A 15,989-nucleotide genomic window follows, 5' to 3' on the forward strand; every position below is an offset into this window, starting at 1 on the left:
CACCTTCTGAACGAACAGGACGAACGAAGCCGGCACGCGCGGATCACGCCGCACGCACCGGCCATCACGAATCAGAGATCAGGAATCGGCCGGCGGCATCCCGCCGGCCCGCCAACGTCAATTCACCTGCAGCTGGCCACCGCGGCCCAGCCCGCCCTTCACGTCCTGCGCCTTGTAGCTGCGCAGCGCGACGACCATCTTGTTGTACGCGTCGATGAACGCGACGACCGTCGCCTTGCCTTCCGGCGTCGACGAGAAGCCCGCCAGCGCGCCGCCCACCCCGCCGCCGAAGCCGCCCAGCGCCGCGCCGTAGTTGGTCGCCGTCGAGCTGCCTTCCGACGCCGCGATCTGCACCGCCGAGCGCACGTCGAACAGCGTCAGCGTCACCACCGACGCCTTCGTCTGCAGGTGGCCCGCCACCGCCGCCACCGCGCTGTTGCCGATCAGCCCGCCGATCATGCTGCCGATCCCGCCGATCGGCGAATCGTTGATCACGATCTGCGGCTCCATGTAGTAGTCGGCCGCGACCCGCTGCCCCTTCTGCTGCTTCGAACCTGCCCGGTATTCGCCCGAGTTGCGTTGCAGCTGCGTGATGCGCGACAGGCGCGCGTCGCTCTTCTGGTTGCCGATCGACGTGATCACGAAACAGTTCGACTGCTGCACGGCCAGCCGCAGCAGCGGGTCGATCGTCGTCATCTTGGTCGCGCTGCCGAACGGGCCCCACCAGTCGGCGTTGCGGCCGTCGTCGACCGCGATCGTGCCGAGCGGCGACGTGCAGCGCTGCAGTTGAGAATCGGCGCCGGCGCTCGCGCCGCCTGCCGCCGCGCCCGTCACGCCCGCGTTCTGGCCGCCGGGCGTCACCACGCCGCCGCAGCCCGCGACGGACGCGCCAAGCGCTGCCACCAGCGCACCTTGAGTGAGACGTTGGGAAAGGTTGGTCTTCATGTCGTTGTCGATCGATTAGAGTCGTTGTTCGGCTTATGTGTCCGTGCGAACTTCGATAAGCCCCCCGGCGTGGCGCGCGATGGTGGTCTCCCCGCGGCTGCCCCCGTTGCCCGATGCCCGGTCAGTAGTACCAGTACGTCTGCTGCCAGACGCCGTAGTACGGATAGCCCGAGTACCAGTACCCGTAGTAGGTGTCACGCCACTGCGTGCGCCATTTCCAGTCTTCTTCGTCTTCTTTCTTCGCCTTGCGCGCGAGCTCGAGCAGCTTTTTCGATTCCTTGTCGCCGCGCCCCGCCGCGATCGACAGCCACTTCTCCGCTTCGCGCGCATCCGAGCCCATTTCCTCGAGGCCGAACAGGTAGAAACTGCCGAGCGCCTTCTGCGCGTTCAGGTCGCCGCGCTCGGCCGCTTCGCGCATCCACTTGAGCGCCTGATAGCTGTCCTGGCGCACGCCGTCGCCGCGGAAATAGCGCAGGCCGAGGTCGTAGGCGGCCTTCGGCTGGGTTTTAGCGGTTTGCTTGAGCGCGGCGATGCGCGGATCGTCCCGGTCTTCCGCATCGTCCCTTTTTTGATAGGAGACCTGATCTTTAGGGCGATCGGAACATCCTGTGTCGTCGCAGATCCGTACCGTGCCGGCGGTGACCGACGGATCCTGCGCGCACGCGGCCAACAGCAACAGCAGCCCCGGTGCGAGTAAACGGCGATACATGGGTATTTTCCTCACGTTTCATTGGCGCCGTATTGCTTCGCGCATTCGCCCGCGAGCATGCCCACGGCTGATGCGAGGCGCTGCGCGGCGAAGATCGTCCGCGGGCCCGCATGCCAAGGCTCTCTCAGGTTCTCTTGTCGGCTTGAAACATCGTGCGGCGTCTGCTGCCGCAGATTACGGAAAACGGGGACACTAACCACCGTTCCGTCTCTTCAATCCACGCAATATCGATCGTTGCTTACTGGGTTCAAATGATACATATCGGTCTATCTAATAGTCAAGATGACTTGATAACCGGTTCGCCGAACGCGATTTACCGACGCGGAGGTGCCATCAAACAGGCCCGGGAGGCCAATCTCGACGAGTCGCTGATGATAGAATAATCGGTCTATGCTGCTGAAATTTCGAGGAGGAAGCCGTTCGTGCGAGCCAACAAACGCCAGCTGGTGGTAGACAAAGCGACCGAACTGTTCTCGAGGCACGGATTCCACCCGGTGGGCGTGGACTGGATCATCGACGATTCCGGTGTCGCCCGAATGACGCTGTACCGGCATTTTGCGAGCAAGGACGAGCTCATCCGCGAAGTGCTGGTCCAGCGCTACGACCTGATCGTCGGCAGCATCGACGCGCAGTTGCAGCACGTCGTCGATCCGGTCGAGCGCGTCAAGACCGTCTTCGACTGGTATGAAGCGTGGTTCCGCACACCGGAATTTGCCGGCTGCCTGTTCGAGCGTGCGCTGGCAGAATTCGGCACCGCTTACGCGCCGATCTCGGATGTCGCGATTCGCTATCGCCGCAAAATGGTCGAATGGATGGCGGAACTGATCGAGGCCCTCGTGCCGCCCGAAACCGCGAACCGGCTGGCGACCGTCTTCATGATGCTGCTGGATGGCGCCACGGTCGAAGCGCGGGCATTCAACGATTCCGCGGCTGCCGCGCGCGCGTGGCAGGCCGCGCATGCCCTTCTGGAACAGGCGATGCACGCGACGGTCTCGCCCGCCGACGGTGCGGCCAACCCGACGTAACGCACGTCGCGCGCCGTTAGTATTGCAGGCAAACCGAGGCCGAAGGGCACCGGGAGGACGACATGCAGGAGCGGATGCGCTTGATCGGTTTCGTGCTGGGTGCGGCAATCGCATGTGCCGGCTGCAAGTCGGTGAATGTCAGCCGATATGAAATCCAGCACCGCGACCGAAACGGCCTCACGATCGTTGCGTACACCACGGAAGACCTAGCGTCGCTCGACAAGACACCGTGGGCCGACCACGTCTACCTCCGCTACGCGGTCACGCCGGTCAGCATCCTCGAGCGATTCGATGTGGGCGCAACCGATCTCGACGACTATCCGTTCGCTGCCCGCCGGCTCGACATCCACGCCCGCTGCCCGGTCCCCACGTCGGACTTCTGCTCCTCCTGGTTCATTCCGTTCCATGATCGCGTGGGGCTGCATGGCCTCGACTATGTGTCGGGACTCGATGCCAGCGAACCGGCACGCCTGAAGTTGCGTATCGGCGGCGCAAGCATGGCCGGAACCCGGCTGGTGTCGAAGGAACACGCGATCAACGTCGACGCGGGCGACGTGGCGAAACCGAGCGGGCCGTAATACCCGCGTGGCCCCGGGCGCGAGGCACCCGTGGAGCGGGCACGGCGATTGCGCTTACTGCATTCCCGGGAGGCCCGCCATCATGAACGACAACGATTTTCTCCAGCCCGAGCCGACGGAACCGGCGCCGAACGGAGTCGCGTGGGTCCGGCGTCTCGGCCCCGGCCTGATCACCGGCGCTGCCGACGACGACCCTTCCGGCATCGGTACCTACTCGCAGGCGGGCGCCCAATTCGGCTTCGAACTGCTGTGGTCGCTGTTGCTCACGTACCCGCTGATGACGGCCATCCAGCTGGTGAGCGCGCGAATCGGCCGCGTGACGGGCAAGGGTCTCGCGTCCAACATGCGCAAGCACTACCCGCCATGGCTGCTGTACGGGACGGTCGTGCTGCTGATCGCGGCCAACGTGATCAACATCGCGGCCGACCTGTCGGCCATGGGCGCGGCCGTCAATTTGTTGCTGCCCGGCCCGCAGCAGCTTTACATCGTGTGCCTCGGCGGCGTGTCGGTCGTGCTGCAGGTTTTCGTCCCGTACGACCGTTATTCGCGATTGCTCAAATGGACGGCGCTGACGCTGCTCGCCTATGTCGCAGTCGCCCTCATCGTGCCGGTCAGCTGGGCCGAGGTCGGTCGCGCGATCGTGCAGCCCCACGCGCAACTCACCGCCGCGTATCTGACCACGCTCGTCGCCGTGCTCGGCACGACCATCAGCCCGTATCTGTTTTTCTGGCAGGCGTCCCAGGAAGTCGAAGAGTTGCGCGCCGTGCCGGACGCGCGGCCGCTGCGGCGCATGCCGCGCCAGGCGCCCGCCCAGTTGCGCCGGATCAGCTTCGACACGTGGTTCGGCATGGGCGTCTCGAACGTGATTGCCTTCTTCATCGTGCTGACCGCGGCGGCCACGCTCAACGCGCATCACATCGACGTCAAGACGTCGGCGGATGCCGCGCGCGCGCTCGAGCCGCTTGCCGGTCATTTCGCGTACGTGCTGTTTGCGCTCGGCATCGTCGGCACCGGCCTGCTGGCACTGCCGGTGCTCGCGGGATCGGCCGCCTATGCGGCAGCAGGTACGTTCCGCTGGCGCAACAGTCTCGCGCTGCAATGGGGCGTCGCGCCGGAATTCTATGCGGTGATCGTATTGGCGATCATCGGCGGGATCGCGTTCACGTTCATGCATTTCGACCCGATCCGCGCGCTTTACTGGAGCGCCGTCATCAACGGCGTGAGCGCCGTTCCGATCATGGTCGTGATGATGCTGATGGCGAGAAGCAAGCGGGTCATGGGCGAGTTCGCCGTCAGAGGCGCGCTTGCGTGGGGAGGATGGATCGCGACGCTCGCGATGGCGATCGCGGCGACGGGCGTGTTCGTGCCGGGATAGAACCCGCGGCTCGGATGCCGCGGCTCGCCGCGCTTACTCCGGTTCGTCCGTGCTCATCGCGGTGCCGAGTGCATTGCGCAATACGTCCACGAGCCGCTGGTTCTCGTCGATGCGGGCGTGTTCGATCGCGACGTCCTCCGCGTTGCCGGTCCAGCGCGCCCATTCCTGACGCTCGCGCGCAAAGATCATGCGCTCGTGAACCGCGCGGATTGCCGCCCATATCGCATCTTCCGCTTTCTGGGCTTTCGCGTCGTCGAGAGAGAGCGCGGAAAACGCGTGCCCGGTATGGCATGGGTATGACATCGGTATCGCAATGGACGATCGCCGCGCATGCGCCAGAGCACGCCGTTGCAACTGGGGCACGTGAGGGCGGAACGCGTGCCGATTTGGTCGAGAATCCGGGGGTCGACGAGGCCGCCCTCGGCAATCCGGCTCTCACGGTCCAGGTCGCGCAAGTCCGCCATCTTTCGCTGCTCCTTCACACGTGCTCCGTAGACCGCTGCATGAATGGCCTGCGGCACTTCTCGAAAAAGGTCTGCAACGCCTCGTACCACCCGCCGACGCACCGATGCCCACGACCGGAAACGACAGATCGCTCTTCAACGTCGCGGGCGATGGCGGCCGCTCCTTGTGCGTAGGCGCTTGCCGTGCCATTGACTTCTCCTGATGGTGTTGTGGGACATCGTGTACCGGACGCCGAGCGATACCGCGTTGTGTCGCCCTCGTCCGGTCGTCCCACGATCCCGCTCGCGATACTTCCCCCTGTGCTTCCGCGCGCATGGTGCGGCGCCGGCAAGCGCGCGACCGCGCCTGACTGAAGGCTTGCAATCCTCGTGCGGTGAAGCGCCCCGGGCATGTGCGCGCGGGGGCGTCGAGATGCCGCGCAAAGACCACCGCGGCCGCACGTCGGGGTGACACCGGAACGTCATTCGTGCCGACATACCATCCACATCGGCTCACGAAACGCGACGGGTTTCGTCGACTGCCAGCGGGAACGAATCGTGCTCCCGCTTCGGGCCGTCTAAACCAATTTATTTTCTTTGACGAATACCGTATTACCAGCGAATATTCGCGTCGATCAAGCGATTAGTACCGCTCAAAAACAAAACGAAACGATGCTCGCTCATGCAATCGGGGACGTTACGCTGCTTCGCCAACAGATACCGAATCGAAGGGGAAGAAATGACGCCGTTTTCCCAGGATGTGAGCATCAAGCAAACCGCCGCCGTCTCCAAGGCAGCCACGCCGTCGCCCGTTTTCTGGAAAGCGGGGCCGCTCGTCGAAACCGCTCCGCCCGAGCCGAAATCCGCAACGCCGGACCTGCGCGATTTCTTCGCCGCCGCCGCGTTGCAAGGCTTGCTGTCGCGCGACGCCGGACGCAACGTGTCGACGATCGCCGACTACGAATCGAAGCGCGCCATCAGCGCCTATCGGCTCGCCGACGAAATGCTGAAGGCGCGATGAACCGGCACGTCGGTCGGCGCTAGGCAGGCCCGCCGGCCACACGATCTTCAGCACGACGACGACGAACGCGAGCGTCATCGTGACGAGCCCGTGCGGCCAGGCCGGAATCCGGCACCCCACGAAGCCCGCATGATCATCTGCCCGGCCATCGTGCCGACAAATGCAACCGCTTGAAAATCCGGCAACGCGGGTTGGAGGTCGCGCGATGCACGCTCGTATTGCAGCCGACGCCGCCCCGCCCGCGTGCCGCGTCGTTGCGTCGGCATGAGTGCGCTCCGTACGCGAGAAGCGATTCGTTGCGAACCGGTCGCGCCTTCGTCACCCACACGGGATCGATTCGTGCTGTTTCGACACGGCGAATGTCGCGCAACCCTTTCCACGGAGATGCCATGTTCATCCACAACACACGGCTTCAGTACACGGTGCGCGTGGGCGCGCCGAATCCCGGCCTCGCCAACCTGCTGCTCGAGCAGTTCGGCGGCCCGCAGGGCGAACTCGCCGCCGCGATGCGCTATTTCACGCAGGCGATCACCGAGGAAGACCCCGGCCGCAAGGACATGCTGCTCGACATCGCCACCGAGGAACTCAGCCACCTGGAGGTGATCGGCTCGATGGCCGCGATGCTCAACCGCGGCGCCAAGGGCGAACTCGCCGAAGCGGTCGACGAACAGGCCGAGCTGTATCGCAAGCTGCACGGCGCGGGCAACGACAGCCACGTGACCCAGGTGTTGTACGGTGCGGGTGCGCCGTTGACCAATTCGGGCGGCGTGCCGTGGTCGGCCGCGTACATCGACACGATCGGCGAACCGACCGCCGACCTGCGCTCGAACATTGCAGCCGAAGCACGCGCGAAGATCATCTACGAGCGGCTGATCAACGTGTCCGACGATCCGGATATCCGCGACGCGCTCGGCTTCCTGATGACGCGCGAGGTGTCGCACCAGATGTCGTTCGAGAAGGCGCTGTATGCGATTACCGCGAACTTCCCGCCCGGCAAGCTGCCGCCGAAGACGCCGTACGATCACGTGTACTTCCGGATGCAGCCGGACGCGGCGCCGCTGGTCGGCCCGTGGAACCACGGCGGCGAACTCGAAATCCGCCCCGCCGAACCGGCGGTCGATGGAGGCACCGGGATTCCGGAAGGCATGCTCGACGCGCAGCAGGCGGATGCCATCGAAGCGATGACGCAGCGACTCGCGTCCGACCCGAACAGCGACCCGGTGACGGGCGCCGAACTCGGCGCGGGCCCGCCGGCCCCGCAGGGCCGCAAGCCGGGCAAGCCGGACGGCGCCTGAACGCAAGCGCGACGACGGGCGCCCGGGCGTGATCGCGGGCGTCTCTTCGATTTGATACGGATAACGAAATGGAAAAAAGTGCCGTTGGACGGGAAGGTTCTCGTCTATGGGTGTGCGGCCAGGATGCCGACGTGCCAGCGAAGCGGCGGGAACCGCATGCCTGATGCATCGCCGACCGTGCGCGCGCGTTCGACGGGCATCAGGCGCCCGGTTCGCCCTGCCCGGCCGGGTCGGTCTGGTCGGCCATCAGGTACTGAATGACCAGCGTCGGATCGGCGATGTCGAGAATCAGGCGGCGCATCACGCGCTTGCGCATATGGTCGTCATCCAGCGTCCACGGCCCCGCCGCGTCACCGAGGTAGCGGCCGATCGCGCCGCGATGGTCGCCGTCGGGCGGCAGGCCGAGCCGCGCCGCGAGCAGGCCGGCGATGACGTCGTCGAGTTCGACGTGCAGCGGCCTGGAATCGATCGAAAGTTCGAGCTTCATGGTCGGTCTCGCAAACATGAAAAAGCGGCGCGGCGCGTCCCCACTGTCGCGCGCGCCGACCAAAGCCGCTCCGGCCAGCGGCTGTTCGACGACCGCAGGCAGGCCTGCGACGCCGGTCAGTAGCCGAGTTCGGGCGCGGGGGCCGACTCGGCGCTCTCCTCTTTCGGCGCTTGGGCGACGGTCGCATCGGTCGTCAACACCAGGCTCGCGATCGACGCGGCGTTCTGCAGCGCGGTACGCGTGACCTTGGTCGGGTCGACCACGCCTGCGTCCACCAGATCGCCGTACTCCCCGGTCGCCGCGTTGTAGCCGAAGTTCCCTTTGCCTTCGAGCACCTTCGAGATCACGACCGACGGTTCGTCGCCGGCGTTGGCCGCGATGACACGCAGCGGCGCTTCCAGCGCACGCAGCACGATCCGGATGCCGGCGTCCTGGTCCGCATTCGCGCCCCGGATGTCCGACAGCGCCGCGCGCGCACGCAGCAACGCGACGCCGCCGCCCGGCACGATGCCCTCCTCGACCGCCGCACGCGTCGCATGCAGCGCATCGTCGACCCGGTCCTTCTTCTCCTTCATTTCGACCTCGGTGACCGCGCCAACCTTGATCACCGCCACGCCGCCCGCGAGCTTCGCGACACGCTCCTGCAGCTTCTCGCGATCGTAGTCGCTCGTCGCTTCGTCGATCTGCACGCGAATCGACTTCACGCGCGCCTCGATGCGCGCCGCATCGCCCGCGCCGTCGATGATGATCGTGTCGTCCTTGCGGACCTCGACACGCTTCGCACTACCAAGATCCTCCAGCGTGGCCTTGTCGAGCTGCTTGCCAGTTTCCTCCGAGATGACCGTCGCACCGGTCAGGATCGCGAGATCCTCCAGCATGGCCTTGCGCCGGTCGCCGAAACCCGGCGCCTTGACGGCGGCGACCTTCAGGATGCCGCGCATCGAATTCACGACGAGTGTGGCAAGCGCTTCGGCCTCGACATCCTCGGCAACGATCAACAGCGGCTTGCCGGCCTTGGACGCCGCTTCGAGAATCGGCAGCAGGTCGCGAACACTGGAAATCTTCTTGTCGTGCAGCAGAATCAGCGCGTCGTCGAGATAGGCCGCCTGCTTCGCCGGATCGTTGATGAAATACGGGCTCACGTAACCGCGATCGAACTGCATGCCTTCGACCACGTCGAGTTCGTTCTCGAGCGACTTGCCGTCCTCGACGGTGATCACGCCGTCCTTGCCGACCTTCTCCATCGCATCGGCGATGATCTTGCCGATCGCCTCGTCCGAGTTCGCGGAAATCGCGCCGACCTGCGCGATTTCCTTGTGGGTCGAAATCGGCCGGGACAGCTTGCGCAACTCGTCGAGCACCGCGCCGACGGCCTTGTCGATGCCGCGCTTCAGATCCATCGGGTTCATGCCGGCCGCGACGTGCTTCATGCCTTCCTGCACGATCGCCTGCGCGAGCACGGTGGCGGTGGTGGTCCCGTCGCCGGCCACGTCGGCCGTCTTCGACGCGACCTGCTTGACGATCTGCGCGCCCATGTTCTCGAAGCGGTCCTTCAGCTCGATTTCCTTCGCGACCGACACGCCGTCCTTCGTGATCACCGGCGCGCCGAAGCCGCGCTCGATCACGACGTTGCGGCCTTTCGGCCCGAGCGTCACCTTCACCGCGTCGGCCAGCACGTTCACGCCCTTGACGATCTGCTGGCGCGCGCCATCGCGGAATTTCACGTCTTTTGCAGTCATTTTCTTGCTCCGGATACAGTCGTTGAACGGGATGCCGCGCGCATCGGGTACACACCCGTGCGACGCGGTCGAATCGGCATTCAGGCCGCTTTCCTGGCGGCCGGCGATTCGGGTTCGAGCACGCCCATGACGTCCTCTTCGCGCATCACGAGCAGTTCCTCGCCGTTCACCTTCACGGTCTGGCCTGCATATTTGCCGAAGAGAACCTGGTCGCCGACCTGGAGCTGCAGCGGGCGCTGCAAGCCGTCCTGAAGCAGCCGGCCGCTGCCGACTGCAATCACTTCACCCTGCTCGGGCCGTTCGGCGGCCGAATCGGGAATCACGATGCCGGAGGCCGTCGTCCGCTGCTGTTCGATTCGCTTGACGATAACCCGGTCGTAGAGGGGACGAATCTGCATTTTCATCTCCTGAGCGATGAGATCACCTGAAAAAGGGAATCCGTCGGCGCATGCGCGCGCAAGGGCTGCGCTGCGCCGGCGTGCCATCGATTGGCGAAAAGCGAAATAGTGGCGGGCAGGCACGCTTCAAGAGGGTGACGAACGCTCAATATGTAACAAAATGTTTCATCACGAAACCGGCGTTCGCACCACCGGCGGTTGTGTCGAGAGGCTCTCCGTGACGAGCGGCAACACGACCTCGACGGTCACCGCTGCGGGCCACGCAAATCGTCATTGAACGGCGCTTGAAATCCGCGCTTCCCATCCTATTTTGGGTATCGCTCAAGCAGCCGCGGCTTACGCGCTGCGTGTTTCGATTTGTTTGTCAGCGAGGCCTCTCGCGGATCGACGAACTGGAGCGCGTGGTCCGGTTCGTCCTCCATGCGGGGTCCAACCGGGAGCGAATCATGAACCATCCTTTCTTCATCTTCGATCGGCTGCCGGAGGTCGGCCGCCGACCACGACGCGCCGCCCGCGTCGTCACGGGTCTGCCGGCCGGCCTGCGGAAAGCGCGCAACGACACGAGTCGCTTCGCGCCAATCGGCGCTCGCGTACGTGCCGAGCGCAAGCCATTCGCGTTGCGCGGCGCACCCCAACCCGCTGCGATCGGCCGACCGAAGCTGCCGCGCCGTCGAGTCGCCGGGTTTGGACGCATGCTGCACCCTATTTCGTTGTTCCGCGTCACGCCTGCGGGCGGCGGCTCCATGCGCGACGGGAGGCAGCCATGCTGAGCCCGCACGAATTCGCGACGCTGATGCTGGTGTGTCAGGCGCCGGATCAGCTCGACATGAATCGCGCCGAACTCGATGCGTTGCTCGAACGGCAACTCGTCATGCTCGAACACGGCGCGCCCGGCCGCCGGCGCGCGTATCTGACGAAGAAGGGTCGATCGATCCTCCACGCACTCGGGGCCGACATCGCTTCCCAACGGCGTCACGGGTCGACGGCGGAGCGCGGCAGTCAATGCGCGGCGCCCGTCGCCTTATCGGACGAGGCCGGATGACGCGGCTCGGCTCACCAACCCGCTGATCGACGTGCAGGCGGTCGTGCCCGACGTACGCGGTATCCGCGAAAGCGCGCCGCCAACACGGATGCGCCAGCCGGCAACATACATGCCCCGTGCGGCGCATCTCATGGCGCTTGACGGGATCGAAGGCGCGCCGGCATGCGCGCCACGCTCCTCACACGACCGTTGCTGCCGGCACGCCTCTCCGCCCGCCGCCAAACATCACGATTCATTTAACTTTCCATGAGGACTTCGACACCGGCCACTGCCTACGATGGGCGCATGTTTTCAGGACCTGCTTCCAGGAGCCCATCATGCCCACCCGCAGACATCTGCTGTTCGCCGGCGCCACCGGCCTCGCCGCGCTCGCGGCGCTGTCGTCCGCCGGCCGCCGCGCGCTGGTCGGCCGCGCGTTCGCCGCGCCGCCGGCCGGCTCATCGAAGGCCGCCCCGTTCGAGATCACGCTCAGCGACGCCGAATGGCATCGCCGGCTCACGCCCGCCCAATACACGGTCCTGCGCGAAGCTGGCACCGAGCGGCCGTTCACCAGCCCGCTGAACGACGAGCACCGGCACGGCACGTTCGCGTGCGCCGGCTGCGACCTCGCGCTGTTCTCGTCGGCCACCAAATTCGACAGCCATACGGGCTGGCCCAGCTTCTGGAAGCCGCTCGATCACGCGGTCGGCACCGACACCGACGCGTCGTTCGGAATGGTCCGCACCGAAGTGCACTGCCGGCGCTGCGGCGGCCATCTCGGCCACGTGTTCGACGACGGCCCGGCGCCGACCGGCCTGCGCTATTGCATGAACGGCCTGGCGCTCGCCTTCCACCCGGCCGTCGCCTGATCCGGCCCCGCTCCCGACCGACTGGAGAACGCATCATGCTGCTCATCGTCCTTGCCTATCTCGGCGGCGTGCTCACGATCCTGAGCCCGTGCATCCTGCCCGTGCTGCCGTTCGTGTTCGCGCGCGCCGACCAGCCGTTCGTGCGCACCGGCCTGCCGCTGCTCGCCGGCATGGCGCTCACGTTCGCCGTCGTCGCGACGCTCGCCGCCGTCGGCGGCGGCTGGGTCGCGCAGGCCAACCAGGCCGGCCGCTGGATCGCGATCGTGCTGCTCGCGGTATTCGGCCTGACGCTGCTGATGCCACGCTTCGCGGAACACCTGACGCGTCCGCTCGTGGCCGCCGGCAACCGGCTCACCGGGTTCGCGCAACGCGACGGCCGTGCGGCCGGCCCGGCGTCGTCGCTGCTGCTCGGCGTCGCGACGGGCCTGCTGTGGGCGCCGTGCGCCGGCCCGATCCTCGGCCTCGTGCTGACCGGCGCCGCGCTGCGCGGCGCGAGCGTCGGCACGACGCTGCTGCTCGTCGCGTATGCGGCCGGCGCGGCGACCTCGCTCGGCGTCGCGCTCGTGATCGGCGGCAAGGTGTTCGCCGCGATGAAGCGCTCGCTCGGCGCCGGCGAATGGATCCGGCGCGGGATCGGCGCGGCGCTGCTGGCCGGCGTCGGCGCGATCGCACTCGGCCTCGACACGGGCGCCCTCGCGCAACTGTCGACCGTCACCACGGGCGGGCTCGAGACGAAGCTCGTCGACCGCCTCGGCGGGCGCTCGAGCGGCGCGCCGGTGGCAACGGCCTCACCCGGTGCCGCCGACGACGCGGCCGGCGGCGCGATGATGGCTGCCGCCGCGGATGGCGCGCAGGCGGGTGAAGGTGCGATGGCCGGCAGCGCGATGATGCGCACGGCCGGCGCGACCCCGTCCGCGCTGCCCGTCGAAGGCACGCTGCCGTCGCTCGACGGCGCGGTGCAATGGCTGAACTCGCCGCCACTGACGGCGGCCGGGCTGCGCGGCAAGGTCGTGCTGATCGATTTCTGGACGTATTCGTGCATCAACTGCCTGCGCACGCTGCCGTACACGACCGCCTGGGCACGCAAGTACGCGCCGTACGGGCTTGTCGTGATCGGCGTGCACGCGCCGGAGTTCGCGTTCGAGCGCGACATCGGCAACGTGAAGAAAGCCGTGCACGACCTCGGCATCGACTTCCCGGTAGCAATCGACAACGGCTATTCGATCTGGCGCGCGTTCAACAACGAATACTGGCCCGCGCACTACTTCATCGACGCGCAAGGGCGGATTCGTCATCACCACTTCGGCGAAGGCGAATATGCGCAGTCCGAACGCGCGATCCAGTCGCTGCTCGCCGAAGCCGGCCATCCGGACGCGCTGAACGTGCCGCTCGGGCTCGCCGGCGCGCCCGCGAAGGGTGCGCTCGCGGCGGCCGACAGCGCGGACGTCCGGTCGCCCGAAACGTATGTCGGCTATGCACGCGCGGAAAGCTTTGCGTCGCCGGGCGGTGCCGTGCGCGATGCGGCACACCGTTACGACGCACCGGCCCGCCCGGATCTCAACGGCTGGGGCCTCGCGGGCACGTGGAAGGTCGGCGCCGAGCGCGCGTCGCTGGCCGCGCCGGATGGCCGGATCGTCTATCGCTTTCATTCGCGCGACCTGCACCTCGTGCTCGGCCCTGGCGCGAACGGCCAGCCCGTGCGCTTTCGCGTGACGCTCGACGGCACGGCGCCCGGCGCCGCGCATGGCGCCGACGTCGACGCGCAAGGCTACGGCACCGTCACCGGCCAGCGCCTGTACCAGCTCGTCCGCCAACCCGGCGCGATCGCCGATCGCACGTTCGCGATCGAGTTCCTCGATCCGGGCGTCGATGCGTACGCCTTCACGTTCGGTTGATCGCGCGCGCCGTGCCATCCAGGCACCGTCCTTTTCAACGCATTCCGAAGGAGCAAAACATGATCCCGATCCCGACCCGCCATGCCGCCGCCCGACGGCGCGCAGTCCTGCTGCGCCGCATCGGCGCCATCGCCGTCGCGGCGGCGGCCGTATTTGGCTACCAGCGCATCGTCAATTCCGCCGAGCCGATACGCACCGTACCCGCAGCGACGCTCGACGAAACGCCCGGCGCGTCGCACGACGAAACGGCCGTGCTCGCCGGCGGCTGCTTCTGGGGCGTACAGGGCGTGTTCGAGCACGTGAAGGGCGTGAAGCAGGTCACCGCCGGCTATGCGGGCGGCGCGTCCGAAACAGCGCACTACGCGCTCGTCGGCTCGGGGCTGACGGGGCATGCGGAATCGGTGCGGATCGTCTACGACCCGACGCAGATCACCTACGGCCGGCTGCTGCAGGTGTTCTTCTCGGTCGCGCACGACCCGACCCAACTGAACCGGCAAGGCCCCGACGAAGGCTCGCAATACCGCTCCGCGATCTTCCCGACCACCGCGCAGCAACGCGCGGTCGCGACCGCGTACATCGCGCAGCTCGGCGCCGCGCATGCGTTTCCGGCGCCCGTGGTCACGCGCGTGGAGCCCTACAAGGGCTTCTATCCGGCCGAGGCCTATCACCAGAACTACCTCGAACTGCATCCCGATGCGCCGTACATCGCGTTCAACGACCTGCCGAAGGTCGCCGGGCTGAAGCAGTACTTCCCGGCGCTGTACCGCGCCGACCCGGTGCTGTGGCGCGAAGCGCGCTTGTGAGCCGTTCGTGAGCCGCTTGTGACCGTCTGCTCGCTGCATGACGGGATGCCGCCCGACCGCGCCGCGGCCGCCCCGCACCGGCGGCGGCTGCGTTTGCGCCACATCAACGAATCGGCGGACGCGACGCCGGGGCAAACCCGCATCGCATCCGCCGGGGTCAGCAACTTCGCGTAGACTTCTCCTGATCCCCGCCGCATGATGCGGCACCCGGACACCCGCCCAGCCAGGAGGCGTCACGCATGCGCGCAGTGCCTTTGCCTGACAGCAACACCCTCGAAGAACCGTCCACCGGCGCGGTCGTGCGCGACCTGCGCCGCGTGCCCATTCATCCCGATCACTGGTATCCGCTCGCGTGGTCGCGCGAGCTCAAGCGCGGCAAGACGCTCGGCGTGCGCTTCGCCGGCGACCCGATCGTGCTGGTGCGCACCGAATCGGGCGCCGTGTATGCGCTCGAAGATCGTTGCGCGCACCGCCAGGTGCCGCTGCACGCGGGCGTCGTGAGCGGCGAAACGCTGCGCTGCTGCTATCACGGCTGGACCTACGCGTGCGACAGCGGCCGTTGCGTCGACGTGCCCTACCTCGGCCGCGAGCGCTTGCCCAACGGCGTGCGCGCGTATCCGTGCCGCGAGGCGCACGGGCTGATCTTCGTGTTTCCGGGCGACGCGACGCTCGCCGAAACACGGCCGTTCCCCGCGCTCGAATCGGCGGACAACCCCGCGTACAAGACGCGCCGCTTCGGCCGCGAGGTCAAGTGCCATTACTCGTTCATGCACGAAAACCTGATGGACATGAACCATCAGTTCCTGCATCGCAAGCAGATGGGGCAGATGCGCGCGCGTTCGGTGGGCCGCCGCCGCGGCGACGACTGGGTCGAGGTCGATTACACGTTCGCGCGGATGGAAGGCAAGCAGCCGGTTGGCGAGGCGCTCGTGTTCGGTTCGAGCAAGAAGCCCGGGGACCAGGCCAACAAGAGCGTGATGACGGTGCGCACCGGCTATCCATACCAGACGCTGCAGATCCGCTCGAGCGAAGGCACGCTCGTGATGGACCTGTGGATCGTCTACGTGCCGCTCGACGCGGAGCAGCGCACCAACCGCACGTTCGGGCTGCTGTCTATCCACAAGCCCGGCATCCCGTTCGCGCTCGATCTCGCGTGGCCGCTGCTCGTGTGGTTCACCGAGCGCATCTTCCGCGAGGACCGCTGGATCGTCGAGCGCGAGCAGGAGGCGCACGACGCCCAAGGCGCCGACTGGAACCACGAGGTGTTTCCGGTCATCAACGATCTGCGCGACCTGCTGCGCCAGTGCGGCGCGCGCACCGTGATCCCGATCCGCGAGGCGCGCGACAGCGCGTGACGCGACGCGACGCGCGGCGGCTCGCCGCGGT

16 protein-coding genes and 1 pseudogene are annotated in these 15,989 nt (G+C 66.9%); 11 read left to right on the top strand and 6 right to left on the bottom strand.

Annotation, left to right across the window (positions count from 1 at the left end):
- Nucleotides 1-117: 117 nt before the first annotated feature.
- Together HWX07_RS35215 and HWX07_RS35220 are read right to left on the bottom strand one after the other, a co-directional pair.
- On the bottom strand, nucleotides 118-945 hold the full coding sequence (locus HWX07_RS35215; RefSeq protein WP_175879342.1) for a hypothetical protein: 828 nt from the start codon (nucleotides 943-945) through the stop codon (nucleotides 118-120).
- A gap of 121 nt (nucleotides 946-1,066) precedes the next feature.
- On the bottom strand, nucleotides 1,067-1,654 hold the full coding sequence (locus tag HWX07_RS35220) for an SEL1-like repeat protein (protein WP_175876728.1): 588 nt from the start codon (nucleotides 1,652-1,654) through the stop codon (nucleotides 1,067-1,069).
- A 422-nt stretch (nucleotides 1,655-2,076) separates the two neighbouring features.
- Between HWX07_RS35220 and HWX07_RS35225 the strand changes: the two genes are divergently transcribed.
- The 3 genes from HWX07_RS35225 (at nucleotide 2,077) to HWX07_RS35235 (ending at nucleotide 4,632) form a co-directional block, all read left to right on the top strand.
- Nucleotides 2,077-2,679 (top strand): TetR/AcrR family transcriptional regulator, encoded by a 603-nt coding sequence (locus tag HWX07_RS35225; protein ID WP_175879343.1) that lies wholly within the window; start codon nucleotides 2,077-2,079, stop codon nucleotides 2,677-2,679.
- 62 nt (nucleotides 2,680-2,741) lie between these two features.
- Nucleotides 2,742-3,257 (top strand): hypothetical protein, encoded by a 516-nt coding sequence (locus HWX07_RS35230; RefSeq protein WP_175879344.1) that lies wholly within the window; start codon nucleotides 2,742-2,744, stop codon nucleotides 3,255-3,257.
- Between the two features lie 82 nt (nucleotides 3,258-3,339).
- Complete coding sequence (locus HWX07_RS35235; RefSeq protein WP_175879345.1) at nucleotides 3,340-4,632, top strand: divalent metal cation transporter; 1,293 nt, start codon at nucleotides 3,340-3,342, stop codon at nucleotides 4,630-4,632.
- Nucleotides 4,633-4,665: 33 nt separating this feature from the next.
- Here the strand turns inward: HWX07_RS35235 and HWX07_RS35240 are convergent.
- Nucleotides 4,666-5,156, bottom strand: a pseudogene (locus tag HWX07_RS35240) (chemotaxis protein CheB); the annotation flags it as partial.
- A 658-nt stretch (nucleotides 5,157-5,814) separates the two neighbouring features.
- Here HWX07_RS35240 and HWX07_RS35245 point away from each other — a divergent pair.
- Nucleotides 5,815-6,096, top strand: a complete 282-nt coding sequence (locus HWX07_RS35245; protein ID WP_175879368.1) for a hypothetical protein — start codon at nucleotides 5,815-5,817, stop codon at nucleotides 6,094-6,096.
- Nucleotides 6,097-6,485: 389 nt separating this feature from the next.
- A complete protein-coding gene (locus tag HWX07_RS35250) occupies nucleotides 6,486-7,391 on the top strand; it encodes a manganese catalase family protein (RefSeq protein WP_175879346.1) in 906 nt (301 codons plus the stop codon).
- A gap of 199 nt (nucleotides 7,392-7,590) precedes the next feature.
- Here the strand turns inward: HWX07_RS35250 and HWX07_RS35255 are convergent, their stop codons facing one another.
- From HWX07_RS35255 to HWX07_RS35265, 3 genes are all read right to left on the bottom strand, one after another.
- On the bottom strand, nucleotides 7,591-7,878 hold the full coding sequence (locus tag HWX07_RS35255; RefSeq protein ID WP_175879347.1) for a hypothetical protein: 288 nt from the start codon (nucleotides 7,876-7,878) through the stop codon (nucleotides 7,591-7,593).
- A 116-nt stretch (nucleotides 7,879-7,994) separates the two neighbouring features.
- Nucleotides 7,995-9,617: a chaperonin GroEL gene (gene groL, locus HWX07_RS35260; protein ID WP_011545773.1), complete on the bottom strand. Its 1,623-nt coding sequence runs from the start codon at nucleotides 9,615-9,617 to the stop codon at nucleotides 7,995-7,997.
- Between the two features lie 80 nt (nucleotides 9,618-9,697).
- A complete protein-coding gene (locus HWX07_RS35265) occupies nucleotides 9,698-10,015 on the bottom strand; it encodes a co-chaperone GroES (RefSeq protein ID WP_175879369.1) in 318 nt (105 codons plus the stop codon).
- A gap of 284 nt (nucleotides 10,016-10,299) precedes the next feature.
- Between HWX07_RS35265 and HWX07_RS35270 the strand changes: the two genes are divergently transcribed.
- The 6 genes from HWX07_RS35270 to HWX07_RS35295 all read left to right on the top strand — a co-directional run bounded on the left by HWX07_RS35270 (nucleotide 10,300) and on the right by HWX07_RS35295 (nucleotide 15,958).
- The gene (locus HWX07_RS35270; RefSeq protein ID WP_244130068.1) at nucleotides 10,300-10,785 is read left to right on the top strand and encodes a hypothetical protein; all 486 of its coding nucleotides are present in this window, start codon (nucleotides 10,300-10,302) and stop codon (nucleotides 10,783-10,785) included.
- On the top strand, nucleotides 10,779-11,057 hold the full coding sequence (locus HWX07_RS35275; RefSeq protein ID WP_175879348.1) for a hypothetical protein: 279 nt from the start codon (nucleotides 10,779-10,781) through the stop codon (nucleotides 11,055-11,057). Before HWX07_RS35270 ends, HWX07_RS35275 begins: the two co-directional genes overlap by 7 nt.
- A 317-nt stretch (nucleotides 11,058-11,374) precedes the next feature.
- Nucleotides 11,375-11,905, top strand: a complete 531-nt coding sequence (gene msrB / locus HWX07_RS35280) for a peptide-methionine (R)-S-oxide reductase MsrB (RefSeq protein WP_011545779.1) — start codon at nucleotides 11,375-11,377, stop codon at nucleotides 11,903-11,905.
- A gap of 35 nt (nucleotides 11,906-11,940) precedes the next feature.
- Complete coding sequence (locus tag HWX07_RS35285; protein ID WP_175879349.1) at nucleotides 11,941-13,800, top strand: cytochrome c biogenesis protein DipZ; 1,860 nt, start codon at nucleotides 11,941-11,943, stop codon at nucleotides 13,798-13,800.
- A gap of 59 nt (nucleotides 13,801-13,859) precedes the next feature.
- The gene (gene msrA / locus HWX07_RS35290; RefSeq protein WP_175879350.1) at nucleotides 13,860-14,603 is read left to right on the top strand and encodes a peptide-methionine (S)-S-oxide reductase MsrA; all 744 of its coding nucleotides are present in this window, start codon (nucleotides 13,860-13,862) and stop codon (nucleotides 14,601-14,603) included.
- A 239-nt stretch (nucleotides 14,604-14,842) separates the two neighbouring features.
- Nucleotides 14,843-15,958: an aromatic ring-hydroxylating dioxygenase subunit alpha gene (locus HWX07_RS35295; protein WP_175879351.1), complete on the top strand. Its 1,116-nt coding sequence runs from the start codon at nucleotides 14,843-14,845 to the stop codon at nucleotides 15,956-15,958.
- Nucleotides 15,959-15,989: the final 31 nt, after the last annotated feature.

It is taken from the genome of Burkholderia sp. BCC0097 (assembly GCF_902832985.1).
In the GTDB taxonomy this organism is placed as follows: domain Bacteria; phylum Pseudomonadota; class Gammaproteobacteria; order Burkholderiales; family Burkholderiaceae; genus Burkholderia; species Burkholderia orbicola.